15 protein-coding genes are annotated in these 13,496 nt (G+C 70.3%); 7 read left to right on the forward strand and 8 right to left on the reverse strand.

Annotated features, from left to right (window positions below):
* Nucleotides 1–13: 13 nt before the first annotated feature.
* Together ASE35_RS07780 and ASE35_RS07785 are read right to left on the reverse strand one after the other, a co-directional pair.
* Nucleotides 14–2,056, reverse strand: a complete 2,043-nt coding sequence (locus ASE35_RS07780) for a TonB-dependent receptor (protein ID WP_057163477.1) — start codon at nt 2,054–2,056, stop codon at nt 14–16.
* An 88-nt stretch (nt 2,057–2,144) separates the two neighbouring features.
* Nucleotides 2,145–3,026 (reverse strand): LysR substrate-binding domain-containing protein, encoded by an 882-nt coding sequence (locus ASE35_RS07785; protein WP_057163478.1) that lies wholly within the window; start codon nt 3,024–3,026, stop codon nt 2,145–2,147.
* 93 nt (nt 3,027–3,119) lie between these two features.
* On the opposite strand from ASE35_RS07785, the gene ASE35_RS07790 reads away from it, so the two are divergent.
* The gene (locus tag ASE35_RS07790; RefSeq protein ID WP_057163479.1) at nt 3,120–3,518 is read left to right on the forward strand and encodes a 4-oxalocrotonate tautomerase family protein; all 399 of its coding nucleotides are present in this window, start codon (nt 3,120–3,122) and stop codon (nt 3,516–3,518) included.
* On the opposite strand, the gene gcvA is transcribed toward ASE35_RS07790, so the two are convergent.
* Nucleotides 3,515–4,411, reverse strand: a complete 897-nt coding sequence (gene gcvA, locus ASE35_RS07795; RefSeq protein WP_057160153.1) for a transcriptional regulator GcvA — start codon at nt 4,409–4,411, stop codon at nt 3,515–3,517. The two genes, ASE35_RS07790 and gcvA, sit on opposite strands and share 4 nt — an antisense overlap.
* A gap of 146 nt (nt 4,412–4,557) precedes the next feature.
* On the opposite strand from gcvA, the gene ASE35_RS07800 reads away from it, so the two are divergent.
* From ASE35_RS07800 to ASE35_RS07810, 3 genes are all read left to right on the forward strand, one after another.
* A complete protein-coding gene (locus ASE35_RS07800) occupies nt 4,558–5,247 on the forward strand; it encodes an NAD(P)H-dependent oxidoreductase (RefSeq protein ID WP_056177906.1) in 690 nt (229 codons plus the stop codon).
* 96 nt (nt 5,248–5,343) lie between these two features.
* On the forward strand, nt 5,344–6,120 hold the full coding sequence (locus tag ASE35_RS07805) for a HipA family kinase (RefSeq protein WP_057163480.1): 777 nt from the start codon (nt 5,344–5,346) through the stop codon (nt 6,118–6,120).
* Nucleotides 6,098–6,502 (forward strand): DUF3037 domain-containing protein, encoded by a 405-nt coding sequence (locus tag ASE35_RS07810; RefSeq protein ID WP_057163481.1) that lies wholly within the window; start codon nt 6,098–6,100, stop codon nt 6,500–6,502. Before ASE35_RS07805 ends, ASE35_RS07810 begins: the two co-directional genes overlap by 23 nt.
* 15 nt (nt 6,503–6,517) lie before the next feature.
* On the opposite strand, the gene ASE35_RS07815 is transcribed toward ASE35_RS07810, so the two are convergent.
* Nucleotides 6,518–7,813, reverse strand: coding sequence for a HAMP domain-containing sensor histidine kinase (locus ASE35_RS07815; protein ID WP_056177911.1), 1,296 nt, complete (start codon nt 7,811–7,813; stop codon nt 6,518–6,520).
* The gene (locus tag ASE35_RS07820) at nt 7,803–8,510 is read right to left on the reverse strand and encodes a response regulator transcription factor (RefSeq protein WP_056177913.1); all 708 of its coding nucleotides are present in this window, start codon (nt 8,508–8,510) and stop codon (nt 7,803–7,805) included. Before ASE35_RS07820 ends, ASE35_RS07815 begins: the two co-directional genes overlap by 11 nt.
* A 272-nt stretch (nt 8,511–8,782) precedes the next feature.
* Here ASE35_RS07820 and ASE35_RS07825 point away from each other — a divergent pair, with 272 nt between their 5' ends.
* The 3 genes from ASE35_RS07825 to ASE35_RS07835 all read left to right on the forward strand — a co-directional run bounded on the left by ASE35_RS07825 (nt 8,783) and on the right by ASE35_RS07835 (nt 11,812).
* Complete coding sequence (locus tag ASE35_RS07825; RefSeq protein WP_235570030.1) at nt 8,783–9,643, forward strand: phosphatase PAP2 family protein; 861 nt, start codon at nt 8,783–8,785, stop codon at nt 9,641–9,643.
* Nucleotides 9,640–11,313 carry a phosphoethanolamine--lipid A transferase gene (locus ASE35_RS07830; RefSeq protein WP_057163482.1) on the forward strand — a complete coding sequence of 558 codons (1,674 nt, stop codon included), beginning with the start codon at nt 9,640–9,642 and terminating at the stop codon, nt 11,311–11,313. Before ASE35_RS07825 ends, ASE35_RS07830 begins: the two co-directional genes overlap by 4 nt.
* A 64-nt stretch (nt 11,314–11,377) precedes the next feature.
* Nucleotides 11,378–11,812: an EamA family transporter gene (locus ASE35_RS07835; RefSeq protein ID WP_057160157.1), complete on the forward strand. Its 435-nt coding sequence runs from the start codon at nt 11,378–11,380 to the stop codon at nt 11,810–11,812.
* On the opposite strand, the gene ASE35_RS22200 is transcribed toward ASE35_RS07835, so the two are convergent.
* Genes ASE35_RS22200 through ASE35_RS07845 form a run of 3 tightly spaced genes read right to left on the reverse strand, consistent with a single transcriptional unit; the run spans nt 11,809 to nt 13,490 of the window.
* Nucleotides 11,809–11,940: a hypothetical protein gene (locus ASE35_RS22200; RefSeq protein ID WP_255356373.1), complete on the reverse strand. Its 132-nt coding sequence runs from the start codon at nt 11,938–11,940 to the stop codon at nt 11,809–11,811. The genes ASE35_RS07835 and ASE35_RS22200 overlap by 4 nt on opposite strands.
* On the reverse strand, nt 11,933–12,616 hold the full coding sequence (locus tag ASE35_RS07840; protein ID WP_057163483.1) for an NAD(P)H-binding protein: 684 nt from the start codon (nt 12,614–12,616) through the stop codon (nt 11,933–11,935). The genes ASE35_RS22200 and ASE35_RS07840 overlap by 8 nt, the downstream gene beginning before the upstream one ends.
* Nucleotides 12,617–12,626: 10 nt before the next feature.
* Complete coding sequence (locus tag ASE35_RS07845) at nt 12,627–13,490, reverse strand: SDR family NAD(P)-dependent oxidoreductase (protein ID WP_057163484.1); 864 nt, start codon at nt 13,488–13,490, stop codon at nt 12,627–12,629.
* Nucleotides 13,491–13,496: the final 6 nt, after the last annotated feature.

Raw genomic sequence — 13,496 nt, forward strand, 5'->3', positions numbered from 1 at the left:
GCTGAGTGGCCCGTCATTGCGGGCGCCATTCCAGGCCGACGTAGAACGAGCGGCCGTCGCCCGGCAGGAAGTTGCGTCCGTCCTGGCCGCGCGCGTCGGCGATCACGTTGGTGCTGGCGATCCAGCGCCGGTCCTGCAGATTGCGGGCGTCGAGGAACCAGCGCCAAGCGCCGTCGATCCGGCCGCCGACGCGCAGGCCGAGCAGGGTGTAACCGGGCGCGCGATAGCTGTTGGCGTGATCGACGTAAGCGCCTTGCGGCACCCATTCCAGGTTGGGCTCGAGATAGAGACGCTCATGGGTGGACCAGTGCAATTGCGTGCGCAGCTGTTGGCGCGGAATGCCGGCCAGGCGGCGGTTGCCGTAAACCGGATCGGCGTCGAAGCGGAAGTCGTTGTAGAGGTAGTGGGTCGACAGCAGCCAGGTCGGATGCGGGCGCCAGCTCAGGCCCAGTTCCAGGCCCTGATGCAGGGTGCGGTCGGCGTTGATCGTGCCCAGCGGATTGCCGGCCTCGTCGTTCAAGGACAGCAATTCGCCGTCGACGCGGGCGCGGTACAACGCCGCGTCCAGCGACAGCGCCTCGCGCTGCAGACGCAGGCCGAGTTCGGCCGAGCTTGCGCGTTGACGATCGACCTGACTCACGCCCGGGCCGCCGGTGAGCTCGCCGAAACTGGGCGGCTCCAGGCTGCGGCTGAGGTTGGCGTAGACCTGCGCGCGCTCGTCGATCAGATAGCGCAGGCCGAGCTTGGGACTGAGGCCGTCGTAGTCGACGTCGAAACTCTCGTCGCGGCCGCCGCTGATGTAGCGATCGCGCGAACGCCGCTGCGCGTCCATGGCCTGCGCGCCCAGCGCCAGCACCCAGCGCGGATCCAGCCAGGTCTGGTTTTCGATGTACAGGCGGCCATTGCGGGCGCGCTGCTCGAAGCGGTTGCTGCGCGCACCCGCTCGTCCGCTCAGATTGAAGTAGCGATCGTCGTCGGTATCGCCCTGCGCCCAGCCCAAGCCGGCCACGAACAGGTTGCGGCGGCCCGCGAGCTCGCCTTCGGCGCGCCAGCGCAGGTCCAGGCCGTAGTCCTGCGAGCGCTGCCGCAGTACCTGGAAGATCGGATGGTCCAGCGCCTTGTCGGCGTAGTAGACCGATACGCTGAGGCTGCGGCCTTGCGACGGTGTCCAGGCCAGGCGTGCGCCGAGCCGGTCCAGGCGATAGTCGCGGCGCTGGTCCAGGGCGAGGTTGGCGGGCGCGGCCAGTCGCGGATCGCGCCGCGCTTCGGCCAGGGTCAGGTTGCCGGGCAGTTGCGAGCGCGTATCGACATGGGTCAGGTAGACGCGTGCATCCAGCTCGTCGTTGATGCGCCAGCCGGCGTTGCCGAACAGCCGGTAGTTCTCCTGCCGGGCGTGATCGCGATAACCGTCCTGATGCACGCCGCTGAGGCTGAGGTAGCCGTCGGCGCGCCCGGATACGCCGGCCACCGCGACCTGACCGCGGCGATAGCCGTCGCTGCCGGTCTCGGCGCGCAGCACGATCGGTGGCGCGTCATAGCCTGTGGGCGAGACGAAGTTGATCGCGCCGCCCAACGTCGCCGCGCCGTACTCGAGCGCGTTGGCGCCGCGATGGATCTCGATGTAGCGCGCCGACAGCGGCTCCGCCGCCTGGAAGTCGTAGCCGCCATCGGCGAGGTTGAGCGGGCTGCCGTCCTGCAGCAGTTCCAGACCGCGGCCGTGGAAGCTGCGCTGCAGGCCGGAACCGCGAATCGACAGCCGTGCCTCGTCGGCGCCGAAGCGCGGTTGCACGAACACGCCGGGCGCGTAGGACAGCGCATCGCTGAGGGTGCCGACGCGGCCTTCGCGATAACGCTCGGCATCGACCAGCGCGGTCGCGCCGGGGCGCTCGTCCAGCCGGCGTCGGGCGCGTTCGATGTCGTCCACCGTGTCCGGCCGCGCGGCCACGCCATGCACTTCGACCCGGGGCAGGGTCGGCGCATCGCCGTCCTCGGCATGCGCGGGCAGGGCGAGGCCGATCGCGAGGGCGAGCAGGGCTGGGTGGGCGACGCGAGGCATGCGGTGGCGTTCCTGAAGCGCGGAAGCCGACCATGCTAGGCAGCGCGCCTCGCGCTGCCGATGCGGCAAAACGCCGCACCCGCCGCGCTCAGCGGAAGTGGGCGCGCAGCACCGCGTCGGCTTCGAGCAGGGCGGCCGGCGCGCCGCGCGGCGGCGCCAGCAGGCGGAACGCGACCGGCGGCAGGGCCGGCAAGCGCAGCGCGCGTGGCGCCGGCACCAGGCCGTCGACGATGGCCGAGGCGTTGAGGCAGCCCACGCCCAGCCCGGCCGCGATCGCCGACTGCAGACCGGCCACGCCGCTGCAGGTGTGCGCGACGGTGTGGGCGATGCCGCGCTGTTCGAGCGCGCGCACCGCGCTGCGATGCACGGCGCAGCTGTCCGGCAGCAGCACCAGCGCCAGCGGTTCGCCCGGGCGCGGACGGAAATGCGGCGCCGCCAGCCAGGACAGCGCTTCGCGGCGCAGCGCGCGACCGCCGGCGCGGCCGGGTTTGATCTCCATCACCAGGGCCAGATCGTAGTCGCGCCGGGCATGGCCTTCGACCAGGGCCGCGCTCTGGCCCACCGTCACCTGCAGGCGCAACTGCGGGCAGGCGCGCGCGACATGGCGCAGCAGCGCGGCGACCTCGGACGGGCGAAAGTAGTCGCTGATCGCCAGGCGCACTTCGGTGGCGGGCGCGTGGTCCTGCACGTCGCGCAGGGCCAGCTCGCCTATCGCCAGCAGCTGGCGCGCATGCGCGAGCAGGCGTTCGCCGGCCGGGGTCGGGCGCACGCCGGCGCGCGAGCGCAGCAGCAGGGGCGCGCCGGCCACGGCTTCGAGTTTTTGCAACTGCTCGCTGATCGCCGATTGCGAGCGGAACACCACCGCGGCGCCGCCGGAAATGCTGCGCGCGTCGACCACGGCGACGAAGGAGCGGAGCTGTTCCAGGTCCAGGCTGCGCAATGCGGCGGCTCCCAACGAGGCGCCATCCATCGGAATATCCGATGGATGACATTAAATAATCCCGCTATTCCGATAATAGCGGCGGCGCTAGTGTGATCCCACACCCGCCACAGGAACAAGCCCATGCCGCACATCGCCCTGCTGATTTCCGGACAGCCCGACGCCGCGCTCACGCGCTCGGTCGCGGCCGCGATCGCCGACCTCACCGTCGAGGTGCTGGGCAAGCCGCGCGAGCTGATCGCGCTGACCCTGCAGTACCTCGATCCCGCGCAGTGGATCATCGACGGCCATCCGCTCAGCGACTCCGGCCGCAACGCGTTCCAGCTGGATATCAGCATCACCGACGAGACCAACACCAAGGCCGAGAAGGCGCGTTACCTGGCTCAGGTGTATGCGCGCATGGAGGAACTGATCGGCAACCTGCACCCGACTTCCTACATCCACGTGATCGACGCCCGCGCCGCCGCCTACGGCTACGGCGGCCTGACCCAGGAGCGGCGTTACCAGCTGGCCGCGCGTTAGCCGGTCTCGCCCGCGATCTGCGCCAGCAGCCAGTCGCGCAGCGCCGCGACCTCGGCGCTGGGCGGCCCGTTGTCGGCGTAGACCAGGTTGTGGCGATAGCCTTCCAGTGTGGGCCCGAACGGCTGCACCAACAGGCCGCTGGCCAGGTCGTCGGCGACCAGGGACAGACTCAGCAGGGCCACGCCCTGACCGGCGATCGCGGCCTGGATGGCGTGGCTGTCGTCGGTGAAGCGCAGGCCGGCGTCGACCGCGACGCCTTGCAGGCCCGCGCGTTCGCACCAGCCGCGCCAACTCGGCGTGCGCGCGGCGGGATGCCGCCATTCCACATGCAGCAAGGGCAGGGCGCGCAGGTCCTGCGGCGCGTGCAACCCCAGGCGTGGGCTGCACACCGGCGCGAAACGGTCCTCGATCAGCGGCAGGCAGACCAGGCCGGGGTAGGGGCCTTGGCCGTAGCGGATCGCCGCGTCGGCGACGCCGGCCAGCAGGTCGACCGGATCGTCGGACGCGTGCAGGCGCAGATCGAATTCCGGGTAGGCGGCGCGGAACGCCGCCACGCGCGGCACCAGCCACTTGGCGGTGAACGACACCGTCGCCGACAGGGTGATCGCGCGACGGGCGCGGCGCGCGGCGATCGCCGCGATCGCGGCGGCGAAGGCGTCAAAGCCTTCGCGCAGCACCGGGTACAGGCGCAGGGCATCGGCGGTCAGCGCGACCTGGCGGGTGCGGCGTTCGAACAGGCGCACGCCCAGGTATTCCTCGAGCAGGCGGATCTGATGGCTGATCGCGGTCGGGGTGACCGCGAGCTCGTCGGCGGCACGCTTGAAGCTGGCCAGGCGCGCGGCGGCCTCGAATGCGCGCAGGGCGCCGAGCGGGGGCAGGCGACGAGGGTTCATGGATGCGAAAAATTCATCTGATGCCTGAGGAATCGGAGTTTGTCGTCCGCCAATAGTGCGCGTCAAATGGGCGCCTAAGCCGGGAATCGCGATGCTTATCGATGAGGATCGCTCATGCATTCCGGCGCCACTCCGAGACTGCCGCCATGACCCGATTGCTCCACCTCGATGCCAGTGCCCGTCCCCACGGTTCCGACACCCACGCCCACGGTTCGCACACGCGCCGCCTCAGCGCGCGCTTCGTGCGGCGCTGGCAGGCGCTGCGGCCGCAGGATCCGGTGGACTACCGCGATGTCGGCCAGTCGCCGCCGGCGCCGGTCAGCGGGGCCTGGATCCATGCCGCGTTCACCCCAGCCGCCCAGCGCGAGCCGTGGATGCGCGAGACCCTGGCCGAGAGCGACGCCCTGGTCGACGAGCTGATCGCCGCCGACGTGATCGCGGTCGGCCTGCCCATGTACAACTTCAACGTCCCGGCCCAGTTCAAGGCCTACATCGACAACGTGGTGCGGGTCGGCCGCACCTTCGGCTTCGACCGCAGCCGCGGCGCCGAGCCCTACTGGCCGCTGTTGGCCGAAGCCGGCAAGACCCTGGTGCTGCTGGGCTCGCGCGGCGACTACGGCTACGACGGCGAACGCCTGGGCCATCTCAACCACGGCGAAGCCAGCGTGCGCACCGCGTTCGGCTATCTGGGCATCGTCGACGCGCACGGCGTGGCGATCGAGTACGACGAGTTCGCCGACGCGCGTCTGGCCGCATCGATCGCCGACGCGGAAGCGCGCGTGGATGCGCTGGTCGAGGACTTGGTGGCGGCCCGCAGCCTGCGCGACGCGGCCTGAGCCGGGCCCGCGCGCAGGGCGCTTTGATTTTCCGCGCGCGCCACCTAATGTGGGCGGCCCACGCCGCCGCCCGCGGCCGATCGAACTCGCGCGACCTTGAGAACCGTTTCCGCCACCCGCTATGTCACGCCCTTGCGCGAAGGCGGTTCGCTGCCGGCCGTGGTCGAGGGCGACGACGACGGCCTGTACGTGCTCAAGTTCCGCGGCGCCGGCCAGGGCCGCAAGGCCTTGATCGCCGAGTTGATCGGCGGCGAGCTCGCGCGCGCGCTCGGTCTGCCGATGCCGGAGATCGTGCTGGCCGAGCTCGACCCAGAACTGGCGCGCACCGAGCCCGATCCCGAGATCCAGCACCTGATCCGCGAAAGCGCCGGCCTCAACCTAGCGCTCGACTACCTGCCCGGCGCGGTCAATTACGACCCGCTGGTGGACCAGCCCGATGCGGCGTTGGCCTCGCGCGTGGTCTGGTTCGACGCCTACCTGAGCAATGTCGACCGCACCGCCCGCAACACCAATCTACTGATCTGGCATCGCCGCCTGCATCTGATCGACCACGGCGCCGCGCTGTATTTCCACCATGACTGGGACAGCGCGCAACGCGCCAGCGCGGGTACGTTCGCGCAGGTGCAGGACCACGTGCTGCTGCCGCTGGCGCGCGAGTTGCGTGCCGCCGACGCCGAGCTCGCGCCGCAGCTCACGCCGACGCTGATCGAGCGCGTCGTCGGCCTGCTGCCCGATGCCTGGTTGGGCGACGAACCCGGCTTCGCCGATGCCGACGCCCTGCGTCGCGGCTATGCCGACTATCTCCAGCGCCGGGTCGCCGAGCGCGCCGGTTTCGTCGAGGAGGCCGTGCGTGCCCAATCGCGCTACCTATGACTACGCCGTGGTGCGGGTGGTGCCGCGCGTGGAGCGCGGCGAGTTCGTCAATGCCGGCGTGCTGGTGTCGTGCCCGGGCGCCGGCCTGCTCCAGGCCGGGATCGAGCTGGACGAAGCGCGCGTGCTGGCGCTGGACCCGAACCTGGATCTGGAATCGCTGCGCGCGCACCTGGCCGCGATCGAACGCATTTGCCGCGGCGGTCCGGGCTCCGGGCCGATCGGCGAACTGCCGGCGCGCGCGCGCTTCCACTGGCTGACCGCGCGGCGCAGTTCCATCATCCAGATGTCGCCTGTGCACACCGGGCGTTGCCTGCAGCCCGAGGGCATCCTCGATCATCTGCTCGCGCGCATGGTGCGTCCGATCGCGCCGCAGGCGCGCTGACGCGCGTCGCGTCGCTCAGGCGCGGGTCGCGTCGCCTTGGCCGCCCAGCACCAGGGTAGTGCGGGTGCCGCGACCGACGTCGGACTCGAAGCTCAGGGTCCAGCCCAGGTGTTCGCACAGGCGCGAGATCAGGTCCAGGCCGATGCCGCCGCCGTCGCGGTCGCCGCCGCCGCGCGCGATGCGCGCATAGATCGCGCTGATTTCTTCCGGGCTCATGCCGTGGCCGGGGTCGTCGATGATCACCGTGGCCGGCGCCTGCAGCCGGATCAGGATTTCGCCGCGGTCGCTGTGTTCGATCGCGTTGCGCAGCAGGTTGCCGATCGCGGCCTGCACGATGGGCAGCGGCGCGACGATCTCGCAGGCCGGCAACGGTGCCAGGGTCAGGCGCAGGTGCTTGTCGCGGGTGAGCTGGCGATGGTCGTCGACGATCTCCGGCAGCAACTGGTCCAGGGCGACGCGGTCGCTGGCGCGGGCCAGGCGCGCGGGATCCTTGGCCAGGGCCAGCAGCAGCGAGATCAGCCGCTCCACGTCCTGCGAGGTGCGGCGGATGCGGCCTAGCTGATGGCGTACGGGCGCGGGCAGGTCGGGCTGATCCAGGGCCAGCTCGGTGGCGCCCACGATCACCGCGATCGGGGTGCGCAGCTCGTGGCTGGCGCTGTCGATGAAGGCGCGTTCGCGCTCGACGAAGCGTTCGTTGCGCTGCAGGTAGTCGTTGAGCGAGTCGGCGATCACCACCAGCTCGGCGCTGGCCGCGTGCGGCACGTCGATGCGTTGGCCGGACTGATCGGGGCGCAGGCGCGCGATGCGCTCGGCCAAGGTGCTCAAGGGCTGCATCAGCCGATCCACGCCCAGCGCGATCAGCAGCGACAGCATCACCAAGGTCGTGATCGCCGCGCCGGCGATGGTCAGCGTCATGTCGAACTCGCGCGCCTCCAGGTCGCTGATGTCCAGCGACAGCACGACCCGGCGGCCGTCGATATCGCGCACCAGCGCAACGTGCTCTACGCCGCCGACCAGCACCTCGTCGTGCACCCCGGGAGGCAGCCCGCGCAATTCGACCGGCACCCGCGCGGATTCGCGGCTGTCGTAGAGCTTGATGCTGGCGGTGTCGGTCCAGTGGTAGTTCGGGTCGACGCGGCTGCGTTCGCCGAAATGGTCGAGCTCGGATTCCAGCAGGGTCTGCCAGACCAGGCGCTCGACATGCTCGTTGACGATGATGCCCTGCGCGACCACCGCCACCGTCAGCAGCGCGGTGAAGGCGAGCAGGCCCAGCAGGATGCGCCGGCGCAGGCTGCTTCGCTTATCCGCCATGGGCGCCCTCGATCATGTCCGCGGCGGCGACTTCGGCCAGGCGGTAGCCGACCCGCGGCAGGGTCTGGATCAGCTTGTTCGGGTAGGGCCCGTCGACGCTGCGACGCAGTTCGTAGATATGCGAGCGCAGCATGTCGCCGTCGGGCGGGCTATCGCCCCACAGCGCATGCTCCAGGCGTTCGCGCGTGACCGCGGCCGGGCTGGATTGCATCAGCACTTCCAGCAGCTTGCGGCAGGCCGGGTACAGGTGCAGGGCGCGGCCGCCGCGGCTGACCTCCAGCGTGGTCAGGTCGTAACGCAGGTCGGCGATCTGCAGCACGCGGCTGCGCCCGCGTCCGCTGGCGCGCGCGATCAGCGCCTCCAGGCGCACTTCCAGCTCCGGCAGCGCGAACGGCTTGGTCAGGTAGTCGTCGGCGCCGGCGCGGAAGCCGGCGATCTTGTCGGGCAGTTCGTCGCGTGCGGTCAGCATCAGCACCGGCACTTCGTTGCCGGCGTCGCGCAAGGCGCGCAGCACGCCGTGGCCGTCCAGGCGCGGCAGCATCCAGTCCAGCACGATCGCGTCGTAGCGCTGGGTCACGGCCAGATGCAGGCCGGTGGCGCCGTCGGGCGCGGCGTCCAGGGTGTAGCCGCGCGCCTCGAAGTACTCGAACAGGTTCGCCACCAGGCTCCGGTTGTCTTCCACCACCAACACACGCATACGTCCGGATTCTCCCTGCCCGCCAGTCGCCAGGCGCGCCCGACTGACCAGTATTCGCGCCGCCACGTCGGAACGACGTAGGAACGGCGGAAACGATACTCCTACGCCCGCGCGCCCGGCGCGGCGCCCGCGGTCAGCCGGCGTTTAGCTGCGGGCCGCCGCGGAGTCGGTTTTTAACGAAGCCCGAATTCGGCTCCTACCGCTCTCCGACACGCGCGTTCCGATCATCGCCGCAGCTTCCACTTCGTGCCGGCTCGGACCGGCCGCACTCGATGAAATCTCCCGCGGCACCCAAGCACAGCATGCACAGCGGCCCGTCCTGGCCGGCCCACCATCCCGGCCTGGACCGCATCGCGGGCGCCGCCGCGCGCGACGAGTCCTTCTATTTCAGCCATTTCTGGCTGCCCCTGCTGGCCTTCGCGATCCTTGCCGTCGGCCTGATGCTGCTGCACGGCGACGTCTGGCTGGCGGACCGCCTGTACGCCTGGCAGGGCCATCGCTGGGCGCTGAAGAACGCGTTCGCCACCCAGACCCTGATCCATATCGGCGGTCGCGACCTCAGCACCGCGGCCTGGCTGGCGGTCGTCGTGGCCTGGCTGGTGGCGCGCTTGCGCAGCGATCTGGCACCGCTGCGCAAGCCGCTGGCGTATCTGGTGCTGTCGACTCTGTTGGCGACGGCGGTGGTGGCCTGGATCAAGTCCTGGACGAACATGGACTGCCCCTGGGACCTGCTGCGCTACGGTGGCGACCGGCCCTACATCGGCCTGCTCGGGCTGCGCCCGATCGGCCTGTCGCGCGGGGTCTGCTTTCCGGCCGGCCATGCCAGCGGCGGCTACGCCTGGATGGCGCTGTACTTCTTCTTCCTGGCGGTGCGTCCGCGGCTGCGTTGGCTGGGCCTGGCGATCGGCGTGGGCACGGGCTTGCTGTTCGGCGTTTCCCAGCAGCTGCGCGGCGCGCACTTCCTTTCGCACGATCTGTGGACGGTGACGATCTGCTGGATGAGCGCGCTGGGCATGTACCGCTTGTTCTGGGGACGGGCCGGAGCGCGCGAGCGCGCCGACGTCGCGGCCTTCGATTACGCCGGGGACATCGCCGCCGGCTCGCCCGCCACCCGCCGGCAGGACCTCGCATGAGCGCGATCGCGCGGCCGCAGGTCGCCCAGCCCGATCGCACCAGCGCGCTGCTGACCTATCGCCCGCAGCTGAGCCTGGAAACGCTGGCGCTGATCGCCAGCCTGTTCTTCACCGTGTTCTGCAACGGCTCTTTCTTCACCGCCGTGGCCCAGACCGGCGTGTTGCATGGGCCCGGCGGCTGGCTGACCGCCTTGAGTCTGTTCGCGATGGTCGCGGCGCTGAACATGCTGCTGCTGTGCCTGGTGCTGTACCGGCCGATCGCCAAGCCGGTGCTGATCGTGCTGCTGCTGACCACCGCGATGGCGGTGCGCTACATGAGCCAGTACACGGTGTACCTGGACACCGACATGATCCGCAACATCCTGCACACCGACACCAAGGAGTCGAGCGAGCTGATCTCCTGGCGGTTGCTGCCGTCGCTGCTCCTGTACGGCGTGCTGCCGTCCCTGATGGTCTGGCACGTGCGCCTGAAGCCGCGCTCGTTCAAGCGCGCGGCGCTGATCCGCGTCGCCTGCGTGGTCGGCGCGCTCGCGATCGCCTGCGGCGCGGCGCTGCTGTCGTTCCAGAACCTGTCGTCGTTGATGCGCAACCACCGCGAGGTGCGGCACCTGATCACGCCGGGCAATTATGTGATGTCGCTGGCGCGGGTCGCGTTCGAGGACCGCAGCGGCGGCAACCGCGCGCGCGAACCGGTCGGCCAGGACGCCAAGCTCGTGGGCCGGCCCGCCGGCGCGAAGCCGCGTCTGCTGGTGATCGTGGTCGGCGAGACCGTGCGCGCGCAGAACTGGGGCTTGAACGGTTACGCGCGCCAGACCACGCCCGAACTGGCCAAGATCGGCCCGATCAATTTCCCCGACGTCACCGCCTGCGGGTCGGCCACCGAGGTCTCGGTGCCGTGCATGTTCTCGCCCTGGGGGCGCGGCCATTACGACAAGGACCGGATCAAGCATTCGCAGTCCCTGCTGCACGTGCTCGAATACGCCGGCCTGAAGACCCTGTGGCGCGACAACCAGACCGGTTGCAAGGGCGTCTGCGACGGTCTGGCCTTCGAGTCCTTCGAACACGGTACGCAAACGCCGTACTGCAATGCCGAAGGCTGCATGGACGAAGTCATGCTGCAGGGCCTGGACGCCGAGTTGGCCAAGCGACCGGGCGATGCGGTGGTGGTGCTGCATCAGTTGGGCAACCACGGCCCGGCCTACTACAAGCGCTATCCGCAGCGGCTGAAGAAATTCACGCCGGTGTGCGAGACCTCGGACCTGGGTCAGTGCAGCCTGGCCGAGATCGTCAACGCCTACGACAACGCGGTGCTGGGCACCGACGATTTCCTGGCCCGCACCATCCGCCAACTGTCCGAGATGAGCGGGCGCGACACCGCGATGATCTATGTGTCCGATCACGGCGAATCGCTGGGCGAGAACGGCCTGTTCCTGCATGGCGTGCCTTACGCGATCGCGCCGAAGACCCAGCTGCACGTGCCGATGGTGATGTGGCTGTCGCCGGGCTTCGCCGCCAGCCGCGGCATCGACACTGCCTGCCTGCGTCGCGAGGCCGGGCAACCGGCCAGCCACGACAACCTGTTCCATTCAGTGCTGGGCCTGATGCAGGTGCGCAGCTCGGTATACGACCACAAGCTGGATCTGTTCGGGCGTTGCGGGCGACCCGCCTGAGCCGCTGCGCGTTCGTCGCGACGGGCGCAGAATCGGGACGGGACCGCTCGCCGCGAGGCCGCGCATGAACACCTTACCGACCTGGTTCTTGTGGGCCTTGGGCTCGGCGGCATTCGCCGCGCTGACCGCGATCTTCGCCAAGCTCGGTTTGCGCGGCGTGGACTCGGACTACGCCACCCTCATCCGCACCTGGGTGATCGTGCTGGCGCTGACGATGTTCGTCGTCTATGCCGGCAAGTGGAGCGATCCCAGCCAGCTGTCGGCCAAGACCTGGACCTTTCTGATCCTGTCGGGCCTGGCCACCGGCGCTTCCTGGCTGTGCTATTTCCGCGCCTTGCAGATCGGTCAGGCCTCGCAGGTCGCACCGGTGGACAAGCTCAGCCTGCTGCTGGTCGCGGTATTCGCGGTCGTGTTCCTGGGCGAGCGGCCGAGTCCGCGCGAGTGGCTGGGCATCGCGATGGTCGGCGCGGGCGTGTTGGTGCTGGGCTGGCGGCGCTAGCGCAGCAGCGCGCCCAGCATCGCGCCGATCAGGCCCAGCGCCGGCATCGTCGCGCTCCAGCGCAGCGCGTGTCCGCCCAGGCCGCCGCGCATGCCGCGCCGGCGCGAATGCGGTCCGCGCCTAGCCATGCGCGCGCGCCCGCTCGGCTAGGGCGCGGATATCGCGCGCTTCCAGCACCGCTTTCGGCGCGCCGTGGCGCGCGGCCTCCAGCATGGCCAGGCCGATGCTCTCGGTGCTGAGGATCTGGTTCGGCAGCAGCGCGCGCAGCGGCGACAGCAGCGGCCGGGTCAGGGCGTAGAACCAGCGGTAGGCCGGCGTGCTCGAACGCGCGCCGTGCAGCGGCTGAATCACGCCGGGCCGGAACAGATACACCGCCTGAAACGGCAGGCGCCGCAGCGCGTTCTCGGTGCGTCCCTTGACCCGCGCCCACATGCTGCGGCCGCGCTCGCTGCTGTCGGTGCCGGCACCGGAGACGTAGACGAAGCGCATGTCCGGATTCAGGCGCGCCAGGGTTTGCGCGGCCGCCAGGGTGAGCTCGTAGGTGATGCGGCTGTAGTCGGCCTCGTTCATGCCGCCGGCGGACACGCCCAGGCAGAAGTAGCAGGCGTCGTAGCCGTGCAGGCGGTCTTCGATCGCGCGGTAGTCGTACAGATTCGCGTGCACGATTTCCTGCAGTTTCGGATCGCGCCGGCCGCTGGCGCTGCGCCCGACCGTAGTCACCCGGCTCACGTCGTCGGCGAGCAGGCATTCGCGCAGCACGCCCTGGCCGACCATGCCGGTGGCGCCGAAGATCAACACGTTCATGACGGCGCCCTCAGGCTTGCGGCAGCGACGGGATCGCCGGCGCGCCATGATCGATGGACACGCTCAACTCGCGCCAGCGTTGCGCCTGCGCCGTGCGCGCGGATTCGGCGGCATCGACGAAGTGCAGCGCATCGCTGCCCAGCAGCAGGTGCAGCGGCGGATCCTCCATGCGCGCGACCGTGAGCACCGCCAGCGCGACCTTGGCCGGATCGCCGTTCTCGTTGCCCAGGTACTGGCTCAGCAGTTCGGCCAAGGCGCCGACCGAGGGCCGGTAATCGGGCCAGATCTCGGGCAGGTTGCGGCTGGCGATCTCGCCCCAGCCGGTGCGCATGCCGCCGGGTTCGAGCACGCTGATGCGCACGCCGAAGGGCGCGACTTCCTGGCTCAAGGCCTCGCTGAAGCCGCCGACCGCCCACTTCGCGGCCTGGTAGGCGCTGAGGCCGGGCGCGCCGATGCGGCCGCCGACCGAGGAGATCTGCAGGATGCGACCACCGCGCTGCGAACGCATCACCGGCAGGGCGGCGCGGGTCAGGTTGACCACGCCGTAGAAGTTGGTGTCGATCTGGGCGCGGAACGCGGCTTCGTCGGTTTGTTCGAACGGCGCCAGCTCGCCGTAGCCGGCATTGTTGACCAGCACGTCGAGGCGGCCGTAGACGTCGATCGCCGTCTGCACCGCCGCGCGCGCGGCGATGGCATCGGTGACGTCCAGCGCGACCGCGCGCACTTGCCCGGGGTAGCGCGCGACCAGGTCGGCGAGGGTGTCGGGATCGCGTGCGGTGGCGACCACGCGTTCGCCGGCGGCGAGCGCGGCTTCGACGATCTGACGGCCGAGGCCGCGGGAACTACCGGTGACTAACCAGACTTGGGAGGACATGGGCGG

Origin of the sequence: Lysobacter sp. Root916 (assembly GCF_001429785.1) — a bacterium.
Lineage (GTDB): Bacteria > Pseudomonadota > Gammaproteobacteria > Xanthomonadales > Xanthomonadaceae > Lysobacter.

Bases quoted from the DNA above. Each gene is read 5' to 3' on its own strand.
- ASE35_RS07780 (WP_057163477.1), bottom strand. From the start codon at position 2,056: ATGCCTCGCGTCGCCCACCCAGCCCTGCTCGCCCTCGCGATCGGCCTC.
- ASE35_RS07785 (WP_057163478.1), bottom strand. From the start codon at position 3,026: ATGGATGGCGCCTCGTTGGGAGCCGCCGCATTGCGCAGCCTGGACCTG.
- ASE35_RS07790 (WP_057163479.1), top strand. From the start codon at position 3,120: ATGCCGCACATCGCCCTGCTGATTTCCGGACAGCCCGACGCCGCGCTC.
- gcvA (WP_057160153.1), bottom strand. From the start codon at position 4,411: ATGAACCCTCGTCGCCTGCCCCCGCTCGGCGCCCTGCGCGCATTCGAG.
- ASE35_RS07800 (WP_056177906.1), top strand. From the start codon at position 4,558: ATGACCCGATTGCTCCACCTCGATGCCAGTGCCCGTCCCCACGGTTCC.
- ASE35_RS07815 (WP_056177911.1), bottom strand. From the start codon at position 7,813: ATGGCGGATAAGCGAAGCAGCCTGCGCCGGCGCATCCTGCTGGGCCTG.
- ASE35_RS07820 (WP_056177913.1), bottom strand. From the start codon at position 8,510: ATGCGTGTGTTGGTGGTGGAAGACAACCGGAGCCTGGTGGCGAACCTG.
- ASE35_RS07825 (WP_235570030.1), top strand. From the start codon at position 8,783: ATGAAATCTCCCGCGGCACCCAAGCACAGCATGCACAGCGGCCCGTCC.
- ASE35_RS07830 (WP_057163482.1), top strand. From the start codon at position 9,640: ATGAGCGCGATCGCGCGGCCGCAGGTCGCCCAGCCCGATCGCACCAGC.
- ASE35_RS07835 (WP_057160157.1), top strand. From the start codon at position 11,378: ATGAACACCTTACCGACCTGGTTCTTGTGGGCCTTGGGCTCGGCGGCA.
- ASE35_RS22200 (WP_255356373.1), bottom strand. From the start codon at position 11,940: ATGGCTAGGCGCGGACCGCATTCGCGCCGGCGCGGCATGCGCGGCGGC.
- ASE35_RS07840 (WP_057163483.1), bottom strand. From the start codon at position 12,616: ATGAACGTGTTGATCTTCGGCGCCACCGGCATGGTCGGCCAGGGCGTG.
- ASE35_RS07845 (WP_057163484.1), bottom strand. From the start codon at position 13,490: ATGTCCTCCCAAGTCTGGTTAGTCACCGGTAGTTCCCGCGGCCTCGGC.